We start from the raw sequence: 26,927 nt of genomic DNA on the forward strand, positions 1-26,927 counted from the left end.
GAAAAAATAACGCAGGCATGCAATGCCGCGCAGTTTACCCTAATTCGTACGCGTTTCTGTGGGAACGGCTGTCGGCGCCACGACTGGCGGCTGTGCCGGCCGACGCCACTGCGGCAAGCCAATCAACACCACCGCGCTGATGATCACCAGCATCGCCAGCGCTTCTTCGATGCCGATGGTCTCGCCGACAAACACAATCCCCAGCAACACCGCGACCGCCGGGTTGACGTAGGCATAACTGGTCGCCGCCGCCGGACGTACGTGCTTGAGCAGGTACATGTAGGAATTGAAGGCGATGATCGAGCCGAAGAAGATCAGATAGGCCAGCGCCAGCCAGCCCTCAATCGGCGGGACAGCTTGCAAGTGTTCACCACTGGCAGCGCTGCCAATCAGCAGCACCACACCGCCAACGAGCATTTCCACCGCGCTGGCCATCGCGCCCTGTGGCAACGGCAAATGTCTGCTCCACACCGAACCGAACGCCCAGGTTGCCGCCGCGAAAATCAGCAATGCTGCGCCCAGCGGACTCGATTGCAGGTTGGAGCCCATGTTGAGCATGGCAATACCAACAATCCCCAACGCCACCCCGGCCCATTCCAGCCGAGTGTTACGCGCGCCCCAGAAATATCCACAGAGCAAAGTAAACAACGGCACCGTCGCCACCGCCAATGCCGCCACACCCGAAGCCACGCCCGTGTGCTCGGCCACGCTCACCGCTCCGTTACCGAAACTGAGCAGCAAAATCCCGATGATCCCCGCCGCTTTCCACTGCGCCCAGGTCGGCGCCGGAGCCCCGCGCCAGCGCAGGAAGGCGTACATCAGGCTGCCGGCGATCACGAAGCGCACCCCGCCGAGCATCAGCGGCGGCCAGTATTCGACGCCGATGCGGATCACCAGATAGGTCGATCCCCAAATCACATACAACGCAAAAAACGCGGCGATCAGCGGCAAGGAAAAACGGCGCAAGGCAGACATGGGCAGCTCGAAAGTCTGAGTCAGGGGATGGATTATTCTAGAAAGGCTGACGAGCAAAAATAAGTTACAAAACCTGTTTATAGCGCCGGTACACTTTGGAAATCACGGAGATCGGTGGAATAAACCACGATTTCGAAAGTCTGGCATTTTCAGGAGTCCGGCCTTGGACAAATACGACCGCATGCTGCTCAGCGCCCTGCTGGAAAATGGCCGTGCGTCCTACGCCGATCTGGCGCGCAAAGTTAACCTCTCCGCCCCGGCGGTGGCCGAGCGCGTTGCCAAACTTGAGGCAGCCGGGGTGATCACCGGGTATGAGGCGAAAATCGACCTGTCGAAAATCGGCCTGCCGATCCAGTGCATGATCGAATTGCGCCTGCACCAGAACGGCAGCCAGAAGGTCTACGACGAACTGGTGAAGATCCCGCAACTGACCGAATGCTTTCGAGTCACGGGCGATCCGTGCGTGATGATGAAGGCTGCGGTGGGGTCGATGACGGAGCTGGAGGAGTTGATCAATCGGGTGGCGAAGTTTGGCTTCAGCAAGACCTCGATTGTGTTGTCGAGCGCGATTGAAAAGCGCGTGCCGCTCGGTCACATCGAAAGCAACGGCAAATAGTTCGGCTCCCCCGAATGATCGTTCCCACGCTCTGCGTGGTAATGCAGCCCGGGACGCTCCGCGTCCCGTTTAAAGCCGAACGCAGAGCGTCCGTTGAGGCATTCCCACGCAGAGCGTAGGAACGATCGGTCTGTGGGGATCAGCGGTAGCGTTGGAGGTGTTCGCTGACTTTCGCAGCCGGGACTTTCTGCAACTTGCACAGCAGGTCGTGCGATAGCTCGCTTACACCGTGCTTATGCCGCAACTCATCCGCCAGATGCGCCATCAGATTCGCCGCCATCTCGGCATCGGCCATGGCCCGGTGAGCCTGGCCGGTATGCGGCAGGCGCGCGAACGTGGTGAGCGTGCCGAGCTTGTGATTTGGTGCCGCAGGCATCAAGCGCCGTGCCAGCAGCAGCGAGCAGGCAAAGTTCTGCAATCGCGTGCGTTTGATCCGCCCCAGTTCAAAGTCCCAGAACTTCTGGTCGAACGAGGCATTGTGCGCGACCAGCGGCGTGCAACCGACAAACTCATTGACCTCGTTCATCACCTGCTCGGCCGAGGGCGCGGTGCGCAACATGGCGTTGCTGATGCCGGTCAGTTGTTCGATGAACGCAGGGACCCGCACGCCGGCGTTCATCAGGCTCTGGTAACGCTCGACGATGCGGCCGTTTTCCAGCATGACCACAGCGATTTCCGTGGCGCGGCAGTTGCTGTTCGGCGACAGGCCAGTGGTTTCAAAGTCGATGACTGCAATGCGTTCCAAACCGGGTTCAACTCCGTACAAATCAATTCTTCAGTAACAGCTCAATTCTTCAACAACAGTGCGCCTTCGATCGGCACATAACGGCTGGCGGCGCGGATCAGCGAGTTGGCGGTCAGACCCGGCACGCCGTAGGCGACCGCTTGCACGCCGTGTTTGCTGATGATGCGTTCGAGCAGCATGTCGAAATCGCCGTCACCGGAAGCCAGGACGATTTCGTCGACGTGGTCGGCGGCGTCCATGATGTCGAGGGTGATGCCCACGTCCCAGTCGCCCTTGGCCGAGCCGTCGCTGCGCTGGATGTAGGGTTTGAGCTTCACGGTGAAACCGAGGTTGCGCAGGATCTGCTGGAACTGCTGCTGCTTGCTGTCGCCACGGTCGATCGCGTAGGCGTAGGCCTCGACGATCTGCCCGTCCTTGCTGATGTCGGCCCACAATGCGGCGTAGTTGAAGTGACAACCATAGGCCTGACGCACGGTGTAGTAGAGGTTCTGCACGTCGGCGAACACTGCGATTTTTTTCACCGGAGTTCCTGTGGGCGCGCAAGCGCACGAAGCGGGATCAGGCGCCAGGCCCGAAAAAGGCGCTCAGTATGCCAGCCATCAGGAGGGTTCCGCGAATAATCGGCCCGGGCCGCCAGGGGCTCCGGACGAATGGTGAGTCAGACGAAGGAATCGTCGTCATCGAAGAACGATGAGTTGTCGTTGCCGTAGTCGGTGTCGGTGAAGCCGCTCTGGTCATTGCCAGAGAAGCCGTTATCGGCCACACGCTGGTCATCGCCCCAACCGTTGTTGCTCTGGTCGGCGACCTGCGCCGGCTCTTCCTTGATCACTTCAACGATTTCTTCCGGCTGCTGGTTGTGATGGAACAGGCTGCTGATGCCCTGCGCCAGCATCACGCCACCGGCCACACCGGCGGCGGTTTTCAAGGCGCCGCCGAGGAAGCTGCTGCCGGCTGCCGGAGCGGCTTGTTGCGCATAGTTAGGCGGTGGCGCGCCGAAGTTCTGTTGTGGCGCGGGGGCCGCGTAATTCTGTTGCGCTGCCGGTTCGCGCCAGCCGCCAGTCGAGGCTGGGGCGCTCTGGGTCGGCGCCGGACGCGGGCTGCCACCAAAAATGCTCGACAGGAAACCACCGCCGCCGCTCGGCGCCGGTGCGGCACTCTGCGCCTTGGCCGCTTGCAACTCGGCCTGCAACTGCTGGACTTGCCGGGTCAGTTGCTTGTTCTGCTCGTCGAGGCTCTTGAGCGCTGCCTCTTGCACCAGAATCGCCTGGGTCATGAAATAACCTGCCGCCGGCTGGCGGGTCAGGTGTTCCTTGATCCGCGCCTCGGCCTGGGCGTCCCGCGGGGCTGCCTCCGTTTCGGCCTGTTGCAGCCGGGAAAACAGTCCATCGATCAGGGTTTGCTCTTCGCTGTTCATGGCGACCTCGTAGATTGCCGGGGATAACATTGCCCTCGACCACGTTGGCCGAGGTGCTCTCCTGTAATGGAGACGGCGACAAAACGTTTCAATGACCTTTACCGAATGTTTACGTTTGTGTCGCGCCAGCCATCATCGGTTAAAGTGAGCCACTGTTTTCGACCTGCGATACCGACTGATGAATGCCCTCGAAGTGCTGCGCGACTCTCTGTATTTTTTCAAACGCCATTTGGGCAGCATCGTGCGGTTGTGCTTGCCGCTGGTGATTTTCGAAGCATTCCTGCAACAAGTGGTCGATCACGCCAGCGGGCCGGATAACATCTCGGCGATCAGCATCGTCGTTGGTCTGTTGGTGTATCCGCTGTACACCGCCGCACTGATCCTCTTTCTCGATGCGCGCAGCCGTGGCGAGGCGCCGCGCAACCGCGATCTGCTGGCGATGGCCGCCACCCTTTGGCCGCGCTTCGCGTTGCTCACGGCGCTCAATACCTTGCTGATTCTACTGGGCCTGTCGCTGTACTTCCTGCCGGGCCTGATGTTGATGGTGATGCTCGCGTTCGGCGAGTACCTGCTGGTGCTGCGTGGTATGGGTCCGTTGCAGGCGATGAAGGAAAGCCTGCGCCTGACCCGCGGGCATTTCTGGCGGATCCTGCTGTGCATTCTCTGCGTGATGACGCCGCTGTGGTTACTCAAAGGCGCGACACTGGCGGTGTACCCCGAGCCGCAGAATCCTGTGATCGCCATTCTGATCGACAGCGCTCACAGCTTCCTGCAACTGTTCACCAGTGTGGTGCTGTTTCGCCTGTTCATGCTGATCAGCGAATTACCTGACAAACGTGACAGAGCCATCTGACAGCACTGCACTTGGGCTTCGAGACGACCGTCAGGTATGCTCGGGGCCACTTTCTGTAACGCTATAAGCCGAGCCATGACCCGTCTACTGCGCTACACCCTGTTGCTTGTCGTGCTCGCCATCATCCTGATCGGCGGGCTGCTGTTCAGCCTGACCTGGCGCCCCGACGCCCGCGAAACCTTGCCGGTCAGTTGCACCGCCACAACACCGACGCTGGTGCCGGGCCAGGCGCTGAAAGTCATGACCTGGAACGTGCAATACCTGGCCGGCAAACGCTACGTGTTCTGGAGTGATCTGGCTCAGGGCGATGATGAAGCGCCGACGCTGGAAGACATGGCCTTCAGCCTCGACGAAGTGGCGCGAGTGATCCGCGACGAGCAGCCCGATCTGGTGCTGTTGCAGGAACTGGATGACGGCGCCAAGGCCAGTGATTATCAGGATCAGCTCAAACTGTTGCAGGAACGGGTCGCCGACCTGTATCCGTGCAGTGCCAGTGCGTTCGACTGGAAGGCCGAATTCGTCCCCGACCCGCACATTTACGGCAGCGTCGGCCGGCAACTGGCGACCCTGAGTCGCTACCGCATCGAGCACGCAGAACGCCTGCAATTGCCGGTCGCTGCCGCCAACTTCATCAACCACCAGTTCCAGCCGAAAGACGCCCTGCTCGCGACCAAACTGCCCCTGAGTGACGGCGGGCAACTGACCGTATTCAACACCCACCTTGAACGCTCCAGCCAACCGGGTGACACCGCGCTGGCACAATTGACCGCCGTAGCCAAAGTGCTCGACAAGTATGAGAGCCAAGGCCTGCCGTGGCTGATCGGCGGCGATTTCAATCTGTTGCCGCTCGGCCAGTACCGCCGCCTGCCTGCCGAACAGCGCACGCCCTACTCCGCCGACAGCGAACTGCATCTGCTGTGGGACAAGTACCCGATGATCCCGACCAACAACGAAGCCAGCGGCATCGACCGTGCGCACTGGCTGACCCACTACCCCAACGACCCCGGCCTGAATGGCCCTGATCGTACAGTCGACTATCTGTTTTACAGCCCGAAGATCAAGCGGGTCGAAGCAAGGGTGCGCCAGGACGACACGTTGCGCATCTCCGATCACCTGCCGGTGATTGCGCGCTTCCTGCTGCCGGCCGGGCCGTAGCGGAGACCGAAACAAAAGCAAATACAAACCCGGGAACTAAGCTCCATGTCTTGAACTCGACATGGACGCCTATGAAAATCTTACTGGTCTGCAAAGACATCGGCGGTTATGCCCGCAAATTGGCTGCTTATTTGAGCATCGATAATGACGTCTGCTTTATCGATACGTTTTCAATGCCCGACAGGTTTGCACGAAGCCCGAAAATCATTCGTCGCTGGCTGAAACATTGGGATCGGTTGCGGCTGTTCAAAAAGACAATTCGTACATCGGGACGATTTGACGTGGCGCTCGTCATCAATCCGGCACAGATCGACCCCAAACAGGTTACAGCCGGCCTGCAAGCCTCTGATCGAAAGATCGCTTACCTGTACGACAGCTTCAGTCGATGGCCGATGAGCCGTGAAGAACTTGCCGTGTATGACCAGGTGTTTTCATTCGACCCGGAAAATGCCAAGAGCCACGGCCTGAAAAAACTGCACAATTTCATTTACGACGATTATGTCGCAGACGGCGATCCCGATAAATACTCGGCCTGCGTGGTGATGGCGGGCAAGGACAGGGTTCCCGCCCTCGAAGCGCTGGTACGGGAATTTGATCGGCTCGGCATCACCGACTGCAAATTTCTGGTTCAGAGCAAACCGATTCCGGGTACGCATCCGGGCATCACTTTTTTCGAACAGAGAATGTCGCTGGAATCCGTGGGTGAGTTGGTCAAGCGCTCACGGATTATTCTGGACATTGCCAAACCCGGTCAGGCCGGTTTGAGCTTCCGGTTCTTCGAAGCCATGGCCTCACGGAAAAAAGTCATCACCACCAACAAGAGCGTGGTCGACTATGACTTTTACAACCCGGCGAACATTCTGGTGATCGATGAGGCCAACCCGGTGATTCCGGAACGGTTCATTACTGATCCGTATGTCGATGTGCCTGAGCACATCTACCAGAAGTACACCTTGCAGGGGTGGGTCAAAACCGTATTTGCCCGGCCGTAAGCTGACCTCGCCATCCCTTGCACCACAGGACCCTGTGGGAGCGAGCCTGCTCGCGAAAGCGGTGTGTCAGGCACCCTGTTTATCGACTGACACTACGCCTTCGCGAGCAGGCTCGCTCTCACAATGGCCAGGCTTTATGACCGTTGGATCAATGCACCTCTTCCAGATCATCATGCAGCAATCCGAAGATCTGTCGTTTCATGTCGATGAACGAGCGCTCCATGACCATGTCCAGTGAACGCGGGCGTTCGATCGGCACGTCGAGAATCTGCTTGATCCGCCCCGGTTTCGCGCCCATCACATAGACCCGGTCGCCGAGCAGAATCGCTTCGTCGATGTCATGGGTGACGAACAACACGGTTTTCTTGCTGTTACCCCAGACCCGCAGCAACAACTGTTGCATCTGCAGCCGTGTCTGGCTGTCGAGGGCGCCGAACGGTTCGTCCATCAGCAGAATCTGTGGATCATTGGCCAGTGCCCGGGCAATTGCCACGCGCTGCATCATCCCGCCCGACAGCTGTTTGGCGTAATTGTCGGCGAACCCGGCGAGACCGACTTCGTTGACGTAATAATCGACGATCTCCTTGCGCCGCGCCGCCGGCATGCCACGACGCTTGAGGCCGAACTCGACGTTCTGGCGTACCGTCAGCCACGGAAATAACGTGTAACTCTGAAAGACCATGCCGCGATCCGCGCCAGGGCCCTGCACTTGCTGGCCGCCGACATAAATCTCGCCGGAGGTCGGCTCAGCCAGCCCCGCAGTCAAATACAACAGACTCGACTTACCGCAACCCGACGGCCCGACCAGCACGGCAAACTGCTGATCCGGCACCTCGAACGACACCTCCTCCAGCGCTGTAAACGTTCCGCCGTCAGGTTTCTTGTAGCGCAGGCTGACCTTGTCCACCTGCAAGCGTGGCGCCGCTTGCGCCGGGGTCGCGACAGGTTCGATGAAACGATGATTGGCAGCAGTCACTGAGCCCATGCGGCAACCCTCAGGCGAAGAAAGCGGAACAGTTGATCGGTGACCAGACCGAGCAGGCCGATGATCGCGATGGCGAGGAAGATCACGTCAACCTGAAAACCGCGCATGGCCTTCAGGCTCAGGTAACCCAAACCGCTGGAAGCGGCGACCAGTTCAGCCACCACCAGATAGGTCCAGGCCCAGCCCATGGTCACCCGCAACGTGTCGAGCACGCCGGGCACCGAGGCCGGCGCGATCACATGCAATACCGCGTCGCGGCGGTTGGAGCCCAAGGTGTAAGAAGCGTTGATCAAATCCTTGGAAATGCCTTTCGACACGTCAGCGATCATCACCAGTTGCTGAAAGAACACGCCGAAAATAATCACCGACACGCGCTGCTCCAGACCGATGCCGATCCAAAGGATGAACAGCGGCACAAACGAGGTCACTGGCAGATAACGAATGAAATTCACCAGCGGTTCAAGAAACGCCTGAACGATGCGGAAGCTGCCCATCAGCAACCCCAGTGGCACCGCCACCAGCGACGAAACAATGAAGCCGACCATCACCACTTCGACACTGGCCCACACATGGGTACCGAGGGTGCCGTCGCGTCCCAGGCGTACGGCGGCTTCAACCACAGCGCCCGGTGTCGGCAGGAACATCCCCGGGACGATGCCGCCGTAAGACAACCCGGCCCAAAGACCGACCAACAACACCCAGGCCAGAGCGCTGGCGCTCCACACCACTGGCACCGGCAAAGCGGTTTTCGGCGTGAGGCTGCGGCTCAGCCACGAATTGCGCTTGAACATGACAGACCTCCTAGAGCGGGCTGACAAAACGGTTGTCGACCAGCTCGTCGTTGCTGACGTTGTACGGTTTGCCCTGCAATTCGCTGGCGGTTTCGTTGGCCAGTTTGATCAGCGCTGCGCTGTCGCCGGGCTCGCCCGGCGAGCCGAGAAGTTTCTCGCTCATCGCTTGATCGTAGAAACGCACACCTTGTGCGGCGGCGGCCAGTTCCTTCGGATCGGACAGGTAACCGCCGACGCCTTTGGCCATGATTTTGTACGCGTCTTCCGGGTGATCCTTGGTGTACTGCACGGCTTTGTACAAGCCGGCGACCAACGCCTTGACGTCTTCCGGCTGTTTTTCGATAACCGTGCAATTGAGCGCGACCACATCGACGATCACCCCGGGGGTGCTGCTGCTGTCGATCAATACTTTGCCCTGCTGCTTGTCGCGGACCATCGACAAGTGCGGTTCCCAAGTCACGGCAGCGGGTACGCGACCGGCGATGAACGCGGTCGCGGCATCGTCAGCGGTCATGTTCTGCACGGTGATGTCGGTCATCTTCATGCCGTTCTTTTTCAGCAGGTACGAGAGCCAGAACTGTGAAGTCGAGCCTTCGTTGACCGCCACGGATTTGCCCTTGAGTTCTTGCAGGCTCTTCACATCCTTGCCGACCAGCACACCGTCGCCGCCATGACTGTCGTCCAGCGCCGCGACGGCTTTGAAGCAGAATTGCGGACGGTACTTGAGCACTTCATCGATGGTCGAGGCCGAGCCGGACAGTTGCCCGGAGGCCTGCGCGGCCATGTACATCGAGGCCTCTTCGACCACCGGCAACTCGACGGTCAGGCCATTTTCCTTGAAGTAGCCCAGGTCCTGAGCCAGATAGAGGGTGCCGTAGCCGACCCACGTGGTGTGGCCGATGGACAAGGTGCCGGCCTGGGCGCTGGTGGCGACCGTGGCAGCCAGGGCGGTGATTGCCAGAGGATGAGTAAGACGTGAACACAAGGACTTGATCATGGAGCACTCCCGACGCTGTTGATTTAGTTTTGTCATGGGCAGTACGGTCGCCGGCCGTTATGCAGTTGCTGCCGTTGGTCTCTCGCGGACGCTTGGGCGGACAACATTCGGCTGGCGGGCAAGATCGATGGTGGCCCATGTGCGCGGTGAGGAAAATCAGGAAATTGTTGGCTGCAAATGATGAAAAAACTGGCTAGTGCGCACTGCTAAAGGGCGGGGATTGCGGGGGTGCGCGAGGTGGGTGCAAATTGGGGATTTTCGGCTACTGGGAGAATGCTATCGCTGGCAAGCCAGCTCCCACAGGGATCGCGAGTGTGCCTGGATTGTGTGAACAACGCTGAAACCTGTGGGAGCTGGCTTGCCAGCGATGGCGCCGCGTCAGTCGACATTTTCGCTGCTGACCCACCGCTTTCGCGAGCAGGCTCGCTCCCACAGGGGATCTGCCGTGCGACTTAGATCCAGTGTGGGAGCTGGCCTGCCAGCGATAAGGGCGACGCGGTTTCAGCGCAATTGAAACCAGGTAGTTTTCAGTTGGGTGTATTTGTCTAATGAATGCAATGACAGATCCCGGCCAAAACCCGATTGCTTGCCGCCGCCGAAAGGCACCGTCACATCCAGCGCATCGACCGTGTTGACCGACACCGTACCCGCGCGCAACTGTCGCGCCACTCGATGGGCGCGGTTAAGGTCATCGGTCCACAGCGACGCCGCCAGCCCGTAGACACTGTCGTTTGCCAACCGCACCGCTTCCTCTTCACTGTCGAATGGCACGACCGCCAGCACGGGCCCAAATACCTCTTCACGAAACAGCGGCATGTCAGCTGTCACACCGGTAAAAATCGTCGGCTCAATAAAATTATCCGACCCGTTGAAACGCCGCTGCTGCCCACCACACACCCGCGTCGCCCCCGACTGCTCGGCACTGCGAATAAAGCGCATGATGCTCGCCGTCTGTTTGCTGTCGACAATCGCCCCGGCGCTGCTCTGCGGATCCAGCGGATCCCCCGGTAACCAACGCTCGGCCTGTGCTTTCAGGCGTTCGACAAACGCATCATGAATCGAGCGCTCCACCAGCAAGCGCGAGTTGGCCGAGCAGACTTCGCCCTGATTGAAGAAGATCCCGAACGCGGCTTTCTCCGCCGCCAGATCGAGATCCTGACAGTCAGCGAACACCAGATTGGCACTCTTGCCGCCGCACTCCAGCCAGACCTGTTTGAGGTTCGATTGTGCGGAGTACTGCATGAAATATTTGCCGACCTGCGTCGAGCCAGTGAACACCAGACAATCGACATCCGCGTGCAGACCCAAGGCCTTGCCAGTCTGCTCACCAAGCCCCGGCAACACGTTCAGCACACCCGGCGGCAGCCCTGCTTCCAGCGCCAGTTCGGCCAGACGCAGTGCCGAAAACGGCGACTGCTCGGCCGGTTTGAGGATCACCGAATTACCCGCCGCCAACGCCGGCGCGAGCTTCCACGCGGCCATGTCCAAGGGGAAATTCCATGGCACCACAGCAGCGACTACACCGAGTGCTTCACGGGTAATGGTCGCGAGCACATTCGGCGCACTGGGCGCGACCTGATCGTAGAGTTTGTCGATGGCTTCGGCGTACCAACGGAACACCCCGGCGGCGCCCGGCACGTCAATGTTGTAGGCATCCATCACCGGTTTGCCCATGTTCAGCGAGTCGAGCAACGCCAGTTCTTCGCGATGACTCATCAGTAAATCAGCCAGACGCAGCAGCACCTGTTTGCGCTCGGCCGGAGCACGTTGCGACCACGTACCGGCCTCAAAAACCTGTCGTGAATTGCGCACCGCCGCGTCGACATCAGCCTCGCCGCACGCAGCGACGTTGGCCAGACATTGCCCGGTCGCCGGGTTTATCGCAGCGAAAGTCTGCCCCGATTGCGCCGCGCAATGCTTGCCGTCGATCACGGCCTGATCGGGAAACTTCAATGCAACGGCGCGGCGCTGCCACTCTGCAAGCTCGAACACGACGGATGCTCCTGAGACGTTATTGTGCCTCGATGGTCGCTCAGGTCCGCACGGGCTAAAAATAGTAAAAATGTCTTCGCAGGCAATAAAAACACTGGGCAACGACTTTCCCCAAACCCCGCGCAGGTGGCTATGGTTGAGGGACAACAACATCGTCGCGCAACGGACGTGGCGGCGCACAAATTGCTTGCAAGTCGAGTCCGCTCGTCCTGAGGTTTGTCGTGGCCGCCTACAATTTGCGTCAGCTGAAATACTTCATCACCACCGTCGAATGCGGCAGCGTTGCCGAGGCTTCGCGCAAGCTGTACATCGCGCAGCCGGCGATTTCCACCGCGATCAAAGGCCTGGAAGACAGCTTCGGCGTGCAACTGCTGATCCGTCACCACGCCCAAGGCGTGTCACTGACCCCAAGCGGTGCGCGGTTCTTTCGCAAGGCTCAAGAACTGTTGCGCATGGCCAAGGAGTTCGAACAGAACGCCCTCGCCGACAACGACGTGGTCGCCGGGCAGATCGATATCGGTTGTTTCGAAACGGTCGCGCCGTTGTATTTGCCGCAGTTGATTTCCGGGTTCTCGGGGCTGTATCCGGGCGTGAAAATCCGCATTCGCGACGGTGAGCAACAAGAGCTGGTGCAAGGCCTGACGTCAGGCGCGTTCGATCTGGTGATTCTTTATGAACATGAGCTCGACGCGACCATCCAGACCGAACCGCTTATGCCGGCGCAACGACCTTATGCGTTGTTGCCGGCGGATCATCGCTTTGCCCAGTACAAGCAAGTGTCGCTGCGCGATCTGTGTCTGGACCCGATGATCTTGCTTGATGTGCAGCCGAGCCGGACCTACTTCGTCAGCCTGTTCGAAGAGCTTGGATTAACACCGCGTATCGAGTTCAGCTCGCCATCGGTTGAAATGGTGCGCGGAATGGTTGGCCAAGGTTTCGGCTTTTCGATTCTGGTAACCAGACCGCATTCGGAATGCACCTACGATGGCAAGAAAGTCGTGTGCGTGGACATCGTCGAAGACGTCACCGGTTCCGGTTTGGTGGCGGCGTGGCTCAAGCGCGGGCAGTTGACCAAACCGGCGCAGCTGTTCGCCGATTATTGCCGCGAGCAACTGACCGCGAAGACCGCTCACATGCCTGGTGGAATATAACCGGGGACATACCTGACATTGGTGCACTTGCCATGCAGGATCCGTCCATCTTCGATCAGGAACTGCGCGATCTTCTTCTGTTGGTTGATTTTCGCCTGCAATTTGCAATCGGAACTGTGCCCGACTTGTTGATAGTGCTCGGTGTACACCATGCCATTGCCGGTATGGGTCATCGAAGTCCCGGCCGCTTCGGTGGTGGTCCAGCTCGCGGACTTGTACCAGGTCAGCACCGCCAAGGGTTCGCCGTTCGGACCGATCTCCTTTTTCATCGAGTCGGGTTTGCCGAACAAGTCCAGCGCTTCCTGCGCATCACGCCCTTCCCAGCGGCTCTGCGCAATGGTGGAACAGCCAGTCAAGAGCAACGCGGCCAACACGGTGGCCAGCAATAAACGGATGTAAGTCATGGGCTGTCCCGGCTTATTTTTTAAGTTCGAGCAGACTGTCGATGTTGTCCATCATCTGGCTCTTTTCCTGAATCGGTGCAAGTTTGAAGAACATCTGCTGGAGCATCTGGATCATTTGCATGTATTCCATCTTGCCCACGGCGGCCATGTCGTTTTTAGCCCGACTACCCGGCGCGCAGGCAAACTTCAGCGCTTGCTGGACCCAGAATTCTTTCGGGGTCTGCCATTGGTTGGCAACTTTCAGATGACGCAGGGTGTATGCGAGACGCTCGATGGACTGGCCAATGATAAAACGTACCTTGCCCGTAGAGCACTGGGTTTCGAGGTTGTACACGTCGATCATTGGTTTGCCGGGCTCTTCATACACCAGCGTGACCGCCACCATGGTCGCGCCTTTGGTTTTTTCCGAAGGCACCACCGACGTCGCATCCGCCACGTACATGATGTTTTTATGGGCAACGCCGTTGCCGTAGATAATCCACCAGTCGCCAACCGGGTTGGATTCTTCGGCATTTGCCGAATTGCAGGCAACGACAAGCGCAGCCGACAAGAAGATCAACTTCTTGAACTTGAGAAAAGATGACATGGGCAGTTCCGTTCCTTGGGCACAGGTTGCCAGGCAGCAACTTGTTATTGTTCGGGCCGCCACTTTAGGAGGCGGCCCGAACAGGGGCAATTAGGGCGGATGGGCTAATAGCGCGCTGCCACTACTGCTCAGGTGCCCCGAGGCTTCGCCCGCGCCGTGGCTTCGGCGACCAGGGGATCGTCCGGCCAGTAATGCTTCGGATAGCGACCCTTCAAATCCTTCTTCACCTCGGCATAGGTGCTGCGCCAGAAGTTGGCCAGATCCTGCGTCACCTGCACCGGTCGCCTTGCTGGCGACAACAGATGCAACTTGACCACCTGGCGCCCGCCGGCAATCCGCGGCGTATCCGCCAGCCCGAACAACTCCTGCAAACGCACCGCGAGAATCGGCGGAAACTCGCTGTAGTCCAGACGAATCGACGACCCCGACGGCACACTCAGATGATGTGGCGCCAGCTCATCAAGCTTCTGCGGTAGCGGCCACGGCAGCAAGTTACGCACAATGCTCGACAGATCCAGATTAGCAAAATGGCTGAGCCGCGAGACCTTGCCCAGATACGGCATCAGCCAGTCTTCAAGGGTATCGAGCAACGTCGCATCACTGACATCCGGCCACTGACTGTCGTCCTGATTGTGCAATTCCAACTGCCGCAACAACGCCACACGTGCCTGCCACTGGCGCAGTTCCGGCGTCCACGGCAGCAGTTCCAGACCTTTGCGTCGCACCAGATTGACCAGCGCCTGACTGCGCGCATTTTCATCAAGACCGGTCAACGGCTCACGGCTGAGAATCAGCTCGCCGACCTTGCGCTGGCGTTCGGCGCGCAGCACACCTTCGCGTTCGTCCCAGTCGAGTTGATCAACGTTGCGCACCTGTTCGGCGAGCACCGAATCGAACAGCGCCGGATCGAAATCCGCCGCCAGATAAATCCGCTCCTCGCGCTGGCCCTGACGGCTGCCGAGGTCGGCAATGACGATCCACGGCTCTTTCATCAGGCTATCGGCTTCGGCGAACAGCGCCGCGCGACCGTTGGCCAGACGATATTCGGCGCCACCGGCACGCCGCTGTTGCGCGACGCGATCCGGGTAGGCCAGCGCCAGCAAGGCACCGAGCCAGCGCGGATGATCGGGATCGCTGACCGGCTCGCTCGCCTTGCCGCGCAGATAACCGCGATATTGCCGCACCAGTTGCCGGGCGCGCTGCACACCACCGTGCGCACCGCGAGCGGCGCGTTCTTCGCCGGATAGCAGAACCAAGCGACTGTGCAAATCTGCCCCGGCACCGCGCAAGATATCGCGCTCGCCCAGCAGCGCGGCGACATCGCAGGCCATGTTCGCCAGCCCCAGCGCCTGACCGCGCAGGAGCAAATGCCCGATGCGCGGATGCGCCGGCAACTCAGCCATGGCCTGACCGTGAGAAGTCAGCGCCTCACCTTCCAGCGCGCCGAGCCGCTGCAACAACTCCTGCGCCTGGGCATAAGCGGCCGCCGGCGGAACATCCAGCCAGACCAGTTCGCCCGGCGTGACACCCCAGCGCCCCAATTGCAGCGCCAGGCTGGCGAGATCCGCCGAAAGAATTTCCGCACTGCCATACGCGGCCAGTTGTTCGTGCTGATCCTGCGACCACAAGCGATAGCAAACGCCCGGCTCCAATCGCCCGGCGCGGCCCGCACGCTGGGTGGCGCTGGCCTTGGAAATCCGCTGAGTATCGAGGCGGGTCATGCCGCTACCGGGGTCGAAACGCGGCACTCGCGCCAGCCCGGCATCAATGACTACGCGCACGCCGTTGATGGTCAAACTGGTCTCGGCAATGTTGGTCGCCAGCACCACTTTGCGCTGGCCGGTCGGCGCCGGGTCGATGGCGGCACGCTGGGCGTTGAGGTCCAGTTCGCCGTGCAATGGGCACAGCAAAACATCACTGCGCTCACCGATGACGTCGGCCAGTTGTTGATGGACGCGACGGATTTCCGCCTGCCCCGGCAGGAACACCAACAGGCTGCCGGTTTCGTCGTGCAGCGCTTCGAGCACGGTTTGCGTAACGCGCTGATCGATGTACTCGCCGGGCTGATACGGCCGGCCCCAACGCATCGTCACCGGATACATGCGGCCTTCGCTGCGCAGGATCGGCGCGTCATCCAGCAACCCGGCCAGACGCTCGCCTTCCAGCGTGGCCGACATCAGCAAAATCTTCAGCGGCTGTTCAGCCCGGAACAGCTCGCGACCGTTCAGACTTAAGGCCAGCGCCAGATCGGCGTCGAGGCTGCGTTCGTGAAACTCGTCAAAGATCAGCAGGCCCACGCCTTCCAGCGCCGGATCATCCTGCAAACGGCGGGTGAGAATGCCTTCGGTGACCACTTCGATACGCGTATTGGGGCCGACCTTGCTATCGAGACGAATGCGATAACCGACGGTTTCCCCGACCTTCTCGCCCAACTCGCTGGCCAAACGCTCCGCTGCTGCACGCGCGGCGAGACGGCGCGGTTCAAGCATCAGAATGGTCTGCCCGGCCAGCCACGCTTCATTGAGCAAGGCCAAAGGCACGCGGGTGGTTTTACCGGCGCCCGGCGGTGCTTCGAGCACGGCTTCGTGGCGTGTCGCGAGGGCTTCACGCAGGGCGGGTAAAACGTCATCGATTGGCAAAGAAATCATGCTGGCTCCAAAACAGAGGCGCGAGTATAACGGCGAACTGCTAGGCGTTCGTCAGGGTCTTAACTTCACACGACTACGCTTCGTTCTTAGATGAATCAGGAGATTTCCCCATGCGCTTACCTTTTCGCCTGATCGGCGGTGTACTGGTCGCTACCCTGCTCACGCAAATTACCGCGTGCGGTTCGATTTTCTACCCGGACCGGCGCGGGCAGATCGACGGCAAGATCGACCCGGCGATTGCCGTGCTCGACGCCGTGGGCCTGCTGTTCTACGTCATTCCCGGGCTGATCGCGTTTGCCGTCGACTTCGCCACCGGTGCGATCTATTTCGAACCGGGCCACACTGCGCAGATCGATCCGGCCAAACTCAAGCAAGCCATCGGCCCGGACGGCCAGGTCGATAATCACAAGTTGCAGGCTATTCTCGAAAGCGAGTTGGGCCGAGATTTCCCACTGGATGATCCGCGCCTGATTCAACACAAGGGCAGCACTCAACAACTGGCGATGTTCGGCCTGCAACCCGCCGCTTAAAAAGGACGTTCAATGACATCCAGCCCCGAACACGCCCGCCTGCTCAGGCTGGCAACCCGCGCTTCGGTAGCGGTGGCGTGCACGCTGATCATCGCCAAAGCCATCGCCTGGTGGCTCAGCGGCTCGGTGAGCATGCTCGCCGGCCTTACCGACTCGGCGCTGGATGGCATCGCTTCGCTGCTCAATCTGCTGGCCGTGCATTACGCGCTGCGCCCGGCCGATGACGATCATCGTTATGGTCACGGCAAGGCGGAGTCGCTGGCGGGGATGGCGCAGGCGCTGTTCATTGGCGGCAGCGCGGTATTGATCGCGTTTCAAGCCTATGAACGCATCCAGCATCCGGAACCGCTTGGCGCACCGTGGATCAGCATTGGCGTGATCATTTTCTCATTGCTGCTGACGGTGGCCTTGCTGGTGCTGCAGCATCGAGTGATCAAGCAGACCGGTTCCAACGCCGTGCGTGCCGACTCACTGCATTACCGATCCGACCTGTTACTCAACGGCAGTATTCTGGTGGCGCTGGTGTTGGCCGGGTTCGGCTGGCATCAACTGGATGCCTGGTTCGGACTCGGCATTGCCGCCTATATCCTGTGGAGTGCGATCCAGATCGCCCGGGAAAGTTTTTCGGTGCTAATGGATGAAGAACTGCCAACCGACGTCAGTCAGCACATGCTCGAATTGGCCTGCAGCGTGCCGGGGGTGTTGGGCGCGCATGACTTGCGCACGCGGATCTCCGGCAACCACTGGTTTGTGCAGTTGCACCTGGAATTGCCGGGGGAATTGACCCTGTCAGTGGCCCACGGCATCAGCGACCAAGCCGCCGATGCCATTCACAAGGCCTACCCGCGAGCCGAGGTGCTGGTGCACGCCGACCCGCAGGAAGTGGTCAAGTCTGAACGGGCGCAAACCCGGCTTCAGTAACTGACCTGATAACCGCGACTGCTCAGGCAATTACCCTGCGCCTGACGGTACGCCTGCACCACTTCGGGTGCCGGTTGATACGTCGCGGTGCGCGGGTCGAAACCGCTTTGCTGCACGGCGTACTGATAGCACTGGTATCCGTCCTGCTGCACCTGCTCCGGCGACTGGCCGTTGGCCGGATAGGCTTCGACGTCATAACCTTGGGATTGCGGCTGCGGTTGTGGCTGAACCGGCGGCTCGACGACTATATAATCCTGGGTCGCCTCCTGATACGCGTAGTAGGCACCGGCGGCGAGGAACAATAGCGAACCACCGATCCACACTTCACGGGCGTAATCGGGCAAATACTGAATGCGAATCCCGCGTGGCGGCTGCACGACGATGTAGCGCGGGCCTTGTGGGCGATACCAGTAGCCTGCGGAGTAGAAGTAATCCTGACCGCGATACGGCACGCGGTAGTCACGATCCGGGAAACGGTCGATCACATGCCCCGGTCGATATTGCGGACCAGGCCCCCAGCCATTGCCATGACCATCCGGACGGCCCGGCCAGCGATTGTCATTGGGCCGGTTACCGGTCTGCCATTGCTGATTGTGATAACCGTTTTGCGGGCGCTCGTCGCGGTAGTAACCCTGACGCGGTTCCTGGGTCTGGCGCACGGTATCGGGCCGTGGCTGGATCGGCAGGCTATTGGCCGGCAGTTGTGGCGGTGGTGGCGGCTGGCGCACCGGGTTGGGGTTATACGCCGGACGATTCTGGTCGTGGTTTTGCCACGGACCATTGTTGTTGCCGTTGTGCTCGAACTGGCGGCTGTTGTCGCCACGAATGATCTCGTTGTTCTGCGGGCGCGGCTGATTCTGCTGTGGCTGATTATTCTGCGGACGCGGCTGATTGTTGCCGCCATGGCCCTGATTATTGCCCTGATGGTCCTGGCCATGGCCACCGCCCTCCGGCCCGCGATTCTGCGGTTCATCGGCAAGCGCTTGCGCACTGACACTCACACACAGCAAACCAACACCGGCCAGACGCCAGATGCGCGAATTCATGCTTTTTCTCACTGCGGGGCCTGTAAATGTAAGAGGGCTTGTCACTAAGACCGGGAATACACACACCGGGTTCTGCAACAGGTTATCAGTCACGCAACTTATTTATTGAGCGTCCAGCATGAAATCGCAGGCAAGAAAAAAGGGAGACCCGTCGGCCTCCCTTTAGAGAACTTCGTCCTGGCTCGACGCTTTTGACGTCGGCTCACCTCACGCCGTCTTCTGGACAGTGTGCAGCTCGGGGGCCGGCACAACCCCGGTGGGGGTGGCGGCCGCGGCAGGCCGGATAGGGCGGGCCGCGTGGACTGTGTTACCGAGCAGTGATTCTGGTGATAAGAATAGGCCTGAGACGGCGACAGAGGATTGCGAAGATTGCTGAAATAAACACCACTTGCGCAATTTTTAACCCTGGATAGATAATCTGCCGCAATAGTTACAACCAAGGACAGATTGATGAGCAAACTCGACCGTTACGACCTGAGTATTTTGGCGGAATTGCAGCGCGACGCCCGCATCTCCAACCAGGAGCTGGCCGAGCGCATCGGTCTGTCGCCCTCCCCTTGCTCGCGCCGGGTCAAGCAACTGGAAGACGACGGGTATATTTCGCGTCAGGTGGCATTGCTCGATCGCAAAATGCTTGGGTTGAGCCTGACGGCGTATGTGCTGATCGGCATGGACCGACACACGCCAGAGCGATTCGAGAACTTCGAAGCGGCGATTCGCACGTTGCCGCAGGTGTTGGAGTGCAGTCTGGTGACGGGGGTGGATGCAGATTACCAGTTGAAGGTGGTGGTGCCGGATATGGATCACTATCAGAAGCTATTGCTGGGACACCTGACCCGGATTGAAGGGGTGACCAGCGTTCGTTCAAGCTTCGTACTGAATCAGGTGCTCAACAGCACAGAACTGCCCTTGACCCACCTGCGCAACTGATCAAAAGCCCCTCACCCCAGCCCTCCCGAAACGTCGGACCGCCCAAAGGGAGAGGGGGCCGGCCGAGGAGTCTGGCGTCATACATCGACCTGAAAGATTGAGTCGATTATGGATTCACAACAGAACGTTCAGGTCGGCGTATTTTGCGAGCATCCCCCGGTCAGTCCCCTCTCCCTCCGGGCGGTCCGACGTTTCGGGAGGGCTAGGGTGAGGGCAACAGTTCCGGATCAGACCCAGATCAATGTCACCCCACACACCTTGGCGTATACTCGCCGCGCCCTTTTAGCCCCATGCGCGTCGGAGAAACCCAATGGATCCAGCCTTATTAGAAGAGTGGATGATGACCGGTCTGGTCAGCATCCTGATCATTTTCATGGGTTTCATCGTCTGGGATCTGGCGAAGAAGTCCAAAGCCGGGCGCTTTGGCTCGCTCATTCTGTTCTTCGTACTGGGCCTGGGCGTGGCCGCGTTCATCATCAAGAGTGTGGTGATCGGCCTGATCGAATCCGGCGCTTTATAAGCGCGCCGGCACTTCCTTCCACTGGCCCTGATCGAGTCCGTCGATCGTCCAGTCACCAATCTTCACCCGCACCAACCGCAATGTCGGCAGGCCTACCGCCGCCGTCATGCGCCGTACCTGACGGTTGCGCCCTTCGCGAATCACCAGTTCCAGCCATGACGTCGGTATGGTCGCGCGAAAACGCACCGGCGGATTGCGCGGCCACAACTCAGGCTCATCCAGCTGCCGCGCTTCGGCGGGCAAGGTCATGCCGTCATTCAGTTCAACGCCATCGCGCAAGCGCTGCAATTGCTCAGCCGTCGGCACACCTTCGACCTGCACCCAATAGGTCTTCGCCAGTTTGTGTTTCGGATCGGCGATACGCGCCTGCAACTGCCCGTCGTTGGTCAGCAGCAACAATCCTTCACTGTCGCGATCCAGGCGTCCGGCCGGATAAATGCCGGGCACATCGATGAAATCCTTGAGCGTCGCCCGCCCTTCACCGTCGCTGAATTGCGTCAGCACATCGAACGGTTTGTTGAACAGGATCAGTTTCGGCTCTGCCGGGGGTGCCTTGGCAACACGGCGCGGCGCGGACGACTGAGGCTTCGCGCCGGGGCGGCGGGAAGGTGGACGCGGGGGACGAGACATAAGAGAGCAGACATTTAGCGATCAGGGCTGACAATGCTAGTGCCCCGACCGCCAAATGACCACGACTAAGCGTTAACGGAACGGCGGCTCGTCGAAGCTGCGCAATTTGCGCGAGTGCAACGAGTTGAGTTCAGTGCGCAGCAGGTCCACCGCTTCAATGCCGATCTTCAAGTGCTGGCTGACCGCGCGTTCATAGAAGGCATTGGCCGAACCCGGCAGTTTGATTTCACTGTGCAGCGGTTTATCTGAAACGCAGAGCAACGTGCCATATGGGACCCGCAGGCGATAACCCTGCGCTGCAATCGTGCCGCTTTCCATGTCCACGGCCACGGCGCGGGACAGGTTGATCAACGGTCGTTCCTGCGCCCAGCGCAATTCCCAGTTACGATCGTCATAGGTCAGCACGGTGCCGGTGCGCAGGCGTTTTTTCAGATCATCGCCCTTCTCGCCAGTGACATTGGCGGCAGCCTGTTGCAACGCCATTTGCACTTCTGCCAGGGCCGGGATCGGGATGTTCGGCGGCACCACACGGTCGAGAATGCCGTCGCGACGCATGTAAGCGTGGGCCAGCACATAGTCGCCGATGGTCTGCGACTGACGCAGGCCGCCGCAGTGGCCGATCATCAGCCAGCAATGCGGACGCAGCACCGCCAAGTGGTCGGTGATGTTCTTGGCGTTGGACGGGCCGACGCCGATGTTGACCAGCGTCACGCCGTGGCCATCGCTGGCGATCAGGTGATAGGCCGGCATCTGGTAACGGTGCCAGACCACACCGGCAGCAATCGCCGACGCTTCGCCGTGATCCATGCCCTTCTCGATGATCACGTTGCCCGGCAAGACCATGCGCACGAAACGCGGGTCGCGGCGCAACTGTTCCAGACCATGGACGATGAACTGGTCGACATAGCGGTGATAGTTGGTCAGTAGAATCCACGGCTGCACATGCCGCCAGTCGCTGCCCGTGTAGTGCACCAGACGGCGCAGGGAGAAATCCACGCGCGCGGCGTCGAACAAGGCCAGCGGCAGCGGATCGGTGTTTTCCCAGTCGTAAAGACCGTCGGCGATGCCATCGGTAGCGGCAGACAAGTCGGTGCTCGGGAACACCCGCGCCAGCACGGCAGCGGTGACGCCAGAGCCGGCGAGTTCATCGCCCTGCTCGACCACGTACGGATACGGAATGTTTTGCTGGCTGACGCCGACTTCCACAGTCACGGTGAAGTCGTGCATCAACGGCACCAACTGTTCGAGCAGGTATTTGCGGAACGCCGCCGGGTGGGTGACGGTGACGCTATAGGTGCCCGGCAGTTGCACCTTGGCATAAGCGCGGGTGGTCTGCGGCACTTCGCCCTGGCAATGATAGGTCAGACGCAGTTCGGGATAACGAAACAGAGCACGCTGCGCAGCGTCGGGTTCGACGCGATCCTTGAGGTAACGCTTGAGCGCCGAGTTCAGCGCAGTGGTGGCCCGCTCATGCAGCTCGGCCAGACGGTCCACGGCTTGTTCGGCGGTTTGAACGACAATAAACGCTTCGGTCACGATCAGCTTCCTGTGTTCTGACTTGCAGAGCTTCATCTTGCCTGCATCGTGGCGTCACGGGAACAGTGGCGTTGTGGGTGTACCCAAATCTTTCAGACAAAGCGAACCCCTGTGGGAGCTGGCTTGCCAGCGATGAGGCCGGCACATGCAACATCAGTGTTGACTGACAGGCCGCCATCGCTGGCAAGCCAGCTCCCACAGGGTTTTGTAGTGTTGGGGAGATTGCGGTCAGAAACCTTGCGGGGTCGAGCGGGCGACGATAGCTTCGACGTCTAGCCCACGCGGCAAGGCGCCGTAAACCCGGCCGCCACCGCTCAGGCGGCTGGCGATGAAGGCATCGCTGACCGTTGAATTTCCGGCCTCCAATAAAAGCCTGGCCTGTAAACCAAGCGCGATGTCTTCGGTCAGTTGCCGAGCCCGATACTGAATGTCACTGGTGTCCTTGAACTGCGCCTGCAACTGCTGAATATGCGCGGCCAGGCGCTTGTCACCGTGCCCGTCGCCCAATTCGCTGAACAACACATCAAGCACACCCGGCTCTTTCGACAACGCCCGCAGTACGTCCAGACATTGCACATTCCCCGAACCTTCCCACGTCGAGTTCACCGGTGCCTCACGGTACAGACGCGGCAGGATGCTGTCCTCGACATACCCGGCGCCGCCCATGCATTCCGCCGCTTCGTTGATCATCCCCGGCGCACGCTTGCAGATCCAATACTTGCCCACCGCCGTCACCAGCCGCGCAAATTGCGCTTCGTGGCGATCATCCAGATGATCCAGCGCCTTGCCCATGCGCAAACTCAGGGCCAGCGCGGCTTCGCTTTCCAAGGCCAGATCAGCCAGGACGTTTTGCATCAACGGCTGTTCGCTGAGCAGTTTGCCGCCGACCTTGCGGTGTGCGCAGTGGTGGCTGGCCTGGGTCAGCGCCTGACGCATCAACGCGCTGGAACCGACCATGCAGTCGAACCGAGTCATAGCGACCATCTCGATAATAGTCGGCACGCCGCGCCCCTCCTCACCAACCATCCACGCCAGCGCGCCACGGAACTCCACTTCGCTGGAGGCGTTGGACTGGTTACCGAGTTTGTTTTTCAGGCGCTGGATGTAGAACTGATTACGCGTGTCGTCCGGGCGATGCCGTGGCAGCAGGAAACAACTCAAACCCTTGTCGGTCTGCGCCAAGGTCAGAAACGCATCGCACATCGGCGCCGAGCAGAACCACTTGTGCCCGACCAGTTCATAAGCCTGACCCGGGCCACTGGCGCCGACCGGGTAAGCCTTTGTGGTATTGGCGCGCACGTCGGTGCCACCCTGTTTCTCGGTCATGGCCATGCCGATGGTCACGCCGGCCTTGTGCGCCATGCCGACGTTGCGTGGGTCGTATTCGGTGGCGAGGACTTTCGGTAGCCACTGCTCAGCGATGTTCGCCTGCAAACGCAGGGCCGGCACACTGGCGAAGGTCATGGTCAACGGGCAACCGCTGCCGGCTTCTGCCTGGCTGTGCAGATAGGTCATCGAGGCGCGCGCGACATGCGCGCCGTCCTGTGGATGGGTCCATGGCAGCGACGTCAGGCCATGCTCGATCGCCGTGCCCATCAGTTCGTGATAGGCCGGATGAAATTCCACCAGATCGATGCGATGACCGTAGCGGTCATGGCTGGCGAACGTTGGTTTGTTCTGGTTGGCGAGGAACCCGGCTTCCATCAACGGCCCACCAGCGAGTGCACCGTAGGCATCGATCCGCGACTCCGCCCACCCGGCACCAAAGCGCCGCGACCACTCCTGCAACGGCAGGTCGATGCGGTACAGGTTAGTGCCGTCCAGCGACGGTGGCTGGTTGGTGACTTCGTGAGTTTCGGCGAACTGATGCAGGTTCATTACGGGCTCCTTCGGGCAACCAAGGAACCCAGTTAAGCACCGCTCCGCAACCGGTCAAAGTGTCATATCCGCCGAATTTGCGGCGCTTTTACCCTGTTAGCAGCACAACACCCGCCGCTCCAGCGCAGATTGCAGATCTTCGAATTTTACGGGTTTGCTCAAGTAATCGACCGGCGCCCCCGTTGCGCAAAGCTCTCGGTCGGCAGTTAGCGCCAGCATGAATACCGGCAAGTTCGCGCAGCCCGGCAACGCATGAATCTGGCAGCACAATGACGCGCCGTCGTAAGCCGGCAACTGGCAATCGATCAGCACTGCGTCGAAAGTCTCTCGTTGCAAGCAATCAAATGCCGCCGCGCCGTTGTCGGCGGTACGCACGCGAAAGCCGAGCTTGAGCAACATGCCACGCATCACCAGTTGGTTGACACTGTTGTCATCCACCAGCAGCACCGTGCAGTCCTGCGGCGCACGCACACAATCGTGCGAAGGCGCGACGATCGGCGCAGCTTCAACCGCCGGCAGTTCAAACTCAACGTCCAGTTGAAAACGGCTGCCACGTCCGGGCTCCGAGCGATGAGTGAGCTTGCCGCCGAGCAGCTCAACCAACTGTCGGCAGATCGCCAGCCCCACGCCCAGTCCGCCGTATTCGCGGGTCATCGAACCGTCGAGCTGGAAGAAGCGCTGGTACATCGTCGCCTCGCCCAGATCGGTAAAACCGATGCCGGTGTCGATCACCGCAAACGACAACGCCAGGCGATTGTCCGTCGACGGTTTGCCGGTCACCCGCAGCGCCAGCCCGCCGACGCGGGTGAACTTGATCGCGTTGTCCAGCAGGCATTCCAGGCATTGCGCGAGTTTGGCGCTGTCGCCGTACAGGCGATCTGGCAGGGTCGGCAGCACCTCGACCTTGAAGTCCAGCGACTTGCTCGCCGCGTTGCTGTCGAACTGCACGCGCAACGCTTCGACCACCGCGCGCAGGCTGAAACTGCCCGGCGCAGCCTTGAGCTTGCCGGCCTGCAATTCCGTGAGGGTGAGGATGCCGTTGACCATGCGCATCATGTCCCGCGCGGAACCGGCGGCGGTCTGCTGGTATTGCTCAAGCTCCGGATCCAGCTCGACGGTCTGCATCAGCTCCAGCGAACCGATCACGCCGTTCATCGGTGTGCGCAGTTCGTGGGTCAGGGTCGCGAGGAATTCGTCCTTGAGTTTGTTGCTGTGGGCCAGTTGCTGGTTGAGCACTTCGAGTTTCTGCCCGGCGTCATACAGGGTCTTCGCCTGTTGCTCGCGCATCGCATTGATCCGGTCGGCCAGTGCCAGCGACAGCAGCGCCACTTCGATAGCTGAGCCGATCTGGCTGGCATACATGGTCAGGAATACGTTCGGCAGCAGGCCGAGCACCATCAGCGTGTTGACGATGCCGCCGAGCAGAAACGCCGACCACGCGATGATGAAATAGCGCGCCACGCGCAAACCACGCCACCAGGCCAGAATCCCGGCGGCAAAAATCACCACAGTGAAGGTCAGTGCCAATATCGTCGCCAGACGCAGCGACAGTGCGTAACTGGTCATCAGCGACAAACCGACCACCAGCGCACCGAACGCGATCAGTGCAATCAGCAAGCGATCAAGCCAGCGACTATGGTTTTTGGTCTGCAGGAAACTGCGGGCGAACTGACTGCCGAACAGCCCCGCACAGCCGATGAAAAATGGCGTGGCCGCGTTGGCCCACCACGGATTGTCCGGCCAGAAATACTCCACCGCCGCACCGTTCACCGACAGCTGATAAAGGCCAAACGAGGCGATATAGAAGATGTAATAGAGGTAACTGGTGTCGCGCACACTCAGGTAGATGAACAGGTTGTAGACCAGCATCCCCAACAGCACGCCATAAATGATCCCCAGCACATACAGGCGCACCGGCTGATCTTCGAGGTACGCCGTGCTCGACCACAACGTCACCGGCGCCTGAATCGAGCCTTCACTGGCCAGTCGCAGGTACACGGTTTGTTGTTGACCCGGTGCGAAAGCGAGGTCGAACAAATAGTTGTTCTGGCGGATCTCGCGACTGGCGAACGGCAAGGCGTCGCCGGTTTGTCGGACGAGGCGGTAGTCGCCATTGGCGTCGGCCGTATAGAGGTCGAGATGGTCAAGCGGTGGATAAGCCAGTTCCAGCAGCCAGGTGCGCTGGGCGGCGGGATTGCTCGGACGGTAATGCAGGTCAATTTTCAGCCAGAACGCCGAACGCGAGTAACCGGCATTAAGCGTGGCTTTATCGTGGGGTTTGAAATTGCCGGCGGCAGCCTGCGCGCGAACATCGGCAATGCTCGCCTGACCGCTCGGGTCTTCGAACACTTGCAGCGACCGGCCCAGAGGGAGGCTCTGGGTAAATTCGTCGAATTCGACGGCGCTCGCCATGAGGGGCAAGCAGAACAACAACATCAGCAAATAGCGCATTGAAGCCCCAGCGTGGCTCGTCCGGTTGTGTCAGGAAGCCCCCCCATTCCCTTTGAGTAGACGTAAAACCGGTATTACCTGTTATTGGTTTGGATCCAGACTAGCATAGCCGTTGATGGCCATTGAGCACCATTGAAATTTTTCCTACAAAGGCTCTAGAACGGGCGTTCCAGAGCAAAGC

25 protein-coding genes are annotated in these 26,927 nt (G+C 60.1%); 9 read left to right on the top strand and 16 right to left on the bottom strand.

Translation table 11 applies throughout. The annotated features are described in order from the left end of the window. Positions 1-39 precede the first annotated feature (39 nt). A complete protein-coding gene (gene yedA / locus ACOYXH_RS21545) occupies positions 40-975 on the bottom strand; it encodes a drug/metabolite exporter YedA (RefSeq protein WP_460409937.1) in 936 nt (311 codons plus the stop codon). 163 nt (positions 976-1,138) lie between these two features. On the opposite strand from yedA, the gene ACOYXH_RS21550 reads away from it, so the two are divergent. Continuing rightward, positions 1,139-1,591, top strand: coding sequence for an Lrp/AsnC family transcriptional regulator (locus ACOYXH_RS21550; protein ID WP_095048752.1), 453 nt, complete (start codon positions 1,139-1,141; stop codon positions 1,589-1,591). A 139-nt stretch (positions 1,592-1,730) separates the two neighbouring features. Here ACOYXH_RS21550 and ACOYXH_RS21555 read toward each other — a convergent pair whose 3' ends face one another. From ACOYXH_RS21555 to ACOYXH_RS21565, 3 genes are all read right to left on the bottom strand, one after another. After that, positions 1,731-2,336, bottom strand: coding sequence for a 3'-5' exonuclease (locus tag ACOYXH_RS21555; RefSeq protein ID WP_077574644.1), 606 nt, complete (start codon positions 2,334-2,336; stop codon positions 1,731-1,733). A gap of 41 nt (positions 2,337-2,377) precedes the next feature. Continuing rightward, positions 2,378-2,857: a LabA-like NYN domain-containing protein gene (locus tag ACOYXH_RS21560; RefSeq protein ID WP_007949802.1), complete on the bottom strand. Its 480-nt coding sequence runs from the start codon at positions 2,855-2,857 to the stop codon at positions 2,378-2,380. 137 nt (positions 2,858-2,994) lie between these two features. After that, positions 2,995-3,750: a DUF2076 domain-containing protein gene (locus ACOYXH_RS21565; RefSeq protein ID WP_460409938.1), complete on the bottom strand. Its 756-nt coding sequence runs from the start codon at positions 3,748-3,750 to the stop codon at positions 2,995-2,997. Positions 3,751-3,928: 178 nt separating this feature from the next. Between ACOYXH_RS21565 and ACOYXH_RS21570 the strand changes: the two genes are divergently transcribed. The 3 genes from ACOYXH_RS21570 to ACOYXH_RS21580 all read left to right on the top strand — a co-directional run bounded on the left by ACOYXH_RS21570 (position 3,929) and on the right by ACOYXH_RS21580 (position 6,750). Next, entirely contained in the window at positions 3,929-4,603 is a 675-nt protein-coding gene (locus ACOYXH_RS21570) for a YciC family protein (protein ID WP_093434664.1), read from the top strand. A 75-nt stretch (positions 4,604-4,678) separates the two neighbouring features. Further along, positions 4,679-5,758: an endonuclease/exonuclease/phosphatase family protein gene (locus ACOYXH_RS21575; protein WP_460409939.1), complete on the top strand. Its 1,080-nt coding sequence runs from the start codon at positions 4,679-4,681 to the stop codon at positions 5,756-5,758. A gap of 71 nt (positions 5,759-5,829) precedes the next feature. After that, the gene (locus tag ACOYXH_RS21580) at positions 5,830-6,750 is read left to right on the top strand and encodes a hypothetical protein (protein ID WP_460409940.1); all 921 of its coding nucleotides are present in this window, start codon (positions 5,830-5,832) and stop codon (positions 6,748-6,750) included. A gap of 148 nt (positions 6,751-6,898) precedes the next feature. Here the strand turns inward: ACOYXH_RS21580 and ACOYXH_RS21585 are convergent, their stop codons facing one another. The 4 genes from ACOYXH_RS21585 to ACOYXH_RS21600 form a co-directional block, all read right to left on the bottom strand. Next, on the bottom strand, positions 6,899-7,735 hold the full coding sequence (locus ACOYXH_RS21585) for an ABC transporter ATP-binding protein (RefSeq protein ID WP_034153794.1): 837 nt from the start codon (positions 7,733-7,735) through the stop codon (positions 6,899-6,901). Further along, positions 7,723-8,526 (bottom strand): ABC transporter permease, encoded by an 804-nt coding sequence (locus tag ACOYXH_RS21590; protein WP_064392296.1) that lies wholly within the window; start codon positions 8,524-8,526, stop codon positions 7,723-7,725. Before ACOYXH_RS21590 ends, ACOYXH_RS21585 begins: the two co-directional genes overlap by 13 nt. A gap of 10 nt (positions 8,527-8,536) precedes the next feature. Then, complete coding sequence (locus tag ACOYXH_RS21595; protein ID WP_258708855.1) at positions 8,537-9,523, bottom strand: ABC transporter substrate-binding protein; 987 nt, start codon at positions 9,521-9,523, stop codon at positions 8,537-8,539. 501 nt (positions 9,524-10,024) lie between these two features. Further along, positions 10,025-11,515 carry an aldehyde dehydrogenase gene (locus tag ACOYXH_RS21600; protein WP_460409941.1) on the bottom strand — a complete coding sequence of 497 codons (1,491 nt, stop codon included), beginning with the start codon at positions 11,513-11,515 and terminating at the stop codon, positions 10,025-10,027. A 221-nt stretch (positions 11,516-11,736) separates the two neighbouring features. On the opposite strand from ACOYXH_RS21600, the gene ACOYXH_RS21605 reads away from it, so the two are divergent. Beyond that, positions 11,737-12,666 (top strand): LysR substrate-binding domain-containing protein, encoded by a 930-nt coding sequence (locus ACOYXH_RS21605; protein WP_460409942.1) that lies wholly within the window; start codon positions 11,737-11,739, stop codon positions 12,664-12,666. On the opposite strand, the gene ACOYXH_RS21610 is transcribed toward ACOYXH_RS21605, so the two are convergent. The 3 genes from ACOYXH_RS21610 to hrpB all read right to left on the bottom strand — a co-directional run bounded on the left by ACOYXH_RS21610 (position 12,645) and on the right by hrpB (position 16,304). Continuing rightward, a complete protein-coding gene (locus ACOYXH_RS21610) occupies positions 12,645-13,070 on the bottom strand; it encodes a hypothetical protein (RefSeq protein ID WP_093434651.1) in 426 nt (141 codons plus the stop codon). The genes ACOYXH_RS21605 and ACOYXH_RS21610 overlap by 22 nt on opposite strands. A gap of 13 nt (positions 13,071-13,083) precedes the next feature. Next, positions 13,084-13,656, bottom strand: coding sequence for a hypothetical protein (locus ACOYXH_RS21615; RefSeq protein WP_460409943.1), 573 nt, complete (start codon positions 13,654-13,656; stop codon positions 13,084-13,086). Positions 13,657-13,784: 128 nt separating this feature from the next. Beyond that, positions 13,785-16,304 carry an ATP-dependent helicase HrpB gene (gene hrpB / locus ACOYXH_RS21620; protein ID WP_460409944.1) on the bottom strand — a complete coding sequence of 840 codons (2,520 nt, stop codon included), beginning with the start codon at positions 16,302-16,304 and terminating at the stop codon, positions 13,785-13,787. Positions 16,305-16,414: 110 nt separating this feature from the next. Between hrpB and ACOYXH_RS21625 the strand changes: the two genes are divergently transcribed. Further along, complete coding sequence (locus tag ACOYXH_RS21625) at positions 16,415-16,834, top strand: hypothetical protein (RefSeq protein WP_007909665.1); 420 nt, start codon at positions 16,415-16,417, stop codon at positions 16,832-16,834. Between the two features lie 12 nt (positions 16,835-16,846). Further along, the gene (locus ACOYXH_RS21630; RefSeq protein ID WP_093434645.1) at positions 16,847-17,755 is read left to right on the top strand and encodes a cation diffusion facilitator family transporter; all 909 of its coding nucleotides are present in this window, start codon (positions 16,847-16,849) and stop codon (positions 17,753-17,755) included. Here the strand turns inward: ACOYXH_RS21630 and ACOYXH_RS21635 are convergent. Further along, a complete protein-coding gene (locus ACOYXH_RS21635) occupies positions 17,749-18,801 on the bottom strand; it encodes a DUF6515 family protein (RefSeq protein ID WP_220557042.1) in 1,053 nt (350 codons plus the stop codon). The genes ACOYXH_RS21630 and ACOYXH_RS21635 overlap by 7 nt on opposite strands. A gap of 450 nt (positions 18,802-19,251) precedes the next feature. Between ACOYXH_RS21635 and ACOYXH_RS21640 the strand changes: the two genes are divergently transcribed. Further along, on the top strand, positions 19,252-19,731 hold the full coding sequence (locus ACOYXH_RS21640; RefSeq protein ID WP_008081091.1) for an Lrp/AsnC family transcriptional regulator: 480 nt from the start codon (positions 19,252-19,254) through the stop codon (positions 19,729-19,731). Positions 19,732-20,041: 310 nt separating this feature from the next. Continuing rightward, positions 20,042-20,251 (top strand): DUF2788 domain-containing protein, encoded by a 210-nt coding sequence (locus tag ACOYXH_RS21645; protein WP_042561226.1) that lies wholly within the window; start codon positions 20,042-20,044, stop codon positions 20,249-20,251. Here the strand turns inward: ACOYXH_RS21645 and ACOYXH_RS21650 are convergent. The 4 genes from ACOYXH_RS21650 to ACOYXH_RS21665 form a co-directional block, all read right to left on the bottom strand. After that, the gene (locus ACOYXH_RS21650) at positions 20,246-20,881 is read right to left on the bottom strand and encodes a pseudouridine synthase (protein WP_093434639.1); all 636 of its coding nucleotides are present in this window, start codon (positions 20,879-20,881) and stop codon (positions 20,246-20,248) included. The two genes, ACOYXH_RS21645 and ACOYXH_RS21650, sit on opposite strands and share 6 nt — an antisense overlap. Positions 20,882-20,953: 72 nt before the next feature. After that, the gene (amn, locus tag ACOYXH_RS21655; RefSeq protein WP_016986142.1) at positions 20,954-22,453 is read right to left on the bottom strand and encodes an AMP nucleosidase; all 1,500 of its coding nucleotides are present in this window, start codon (positions 22,451-22,453) and stop codon (positions 20,954-20,956) included. A gap of 192 nt (positions 22,454-22,645) precedes the next feature. Continuing rightward, positions 22,646-24,295 carry an acyl-CoA dehydrogenase family protein gene (locus ACOYXH_RS21660; RefSeq protein ID WP_095125488.1) on the bottom strand — a complete coding sequence of 550 codons (1,650 nt, stop codon included), beginning with the start codon at positions 24,293-24,295 and terminating at the stop codon, positions 22,646-22,648. 96 nt (positions 24,296-24,391) lie between these two features. Continuing rightward, positions 24,392-26,746: a 7TM diverse intracellular signaling domain-containing protein gene (locus ACOYXH_RS21665; RefSeq protein ID WP_460409945.1), complete on the bottom strand. Its 2,355-nt coding sequence runs from the start codon at positions 26,744-26,746 to the stop codon at positions 24,392-24,394. Positions 26,747-26,927 lie beyond the last annotated feature (181 nt).

Source organism: Pseudomonas sp. Mb7 (assembly GCF_054790525.1).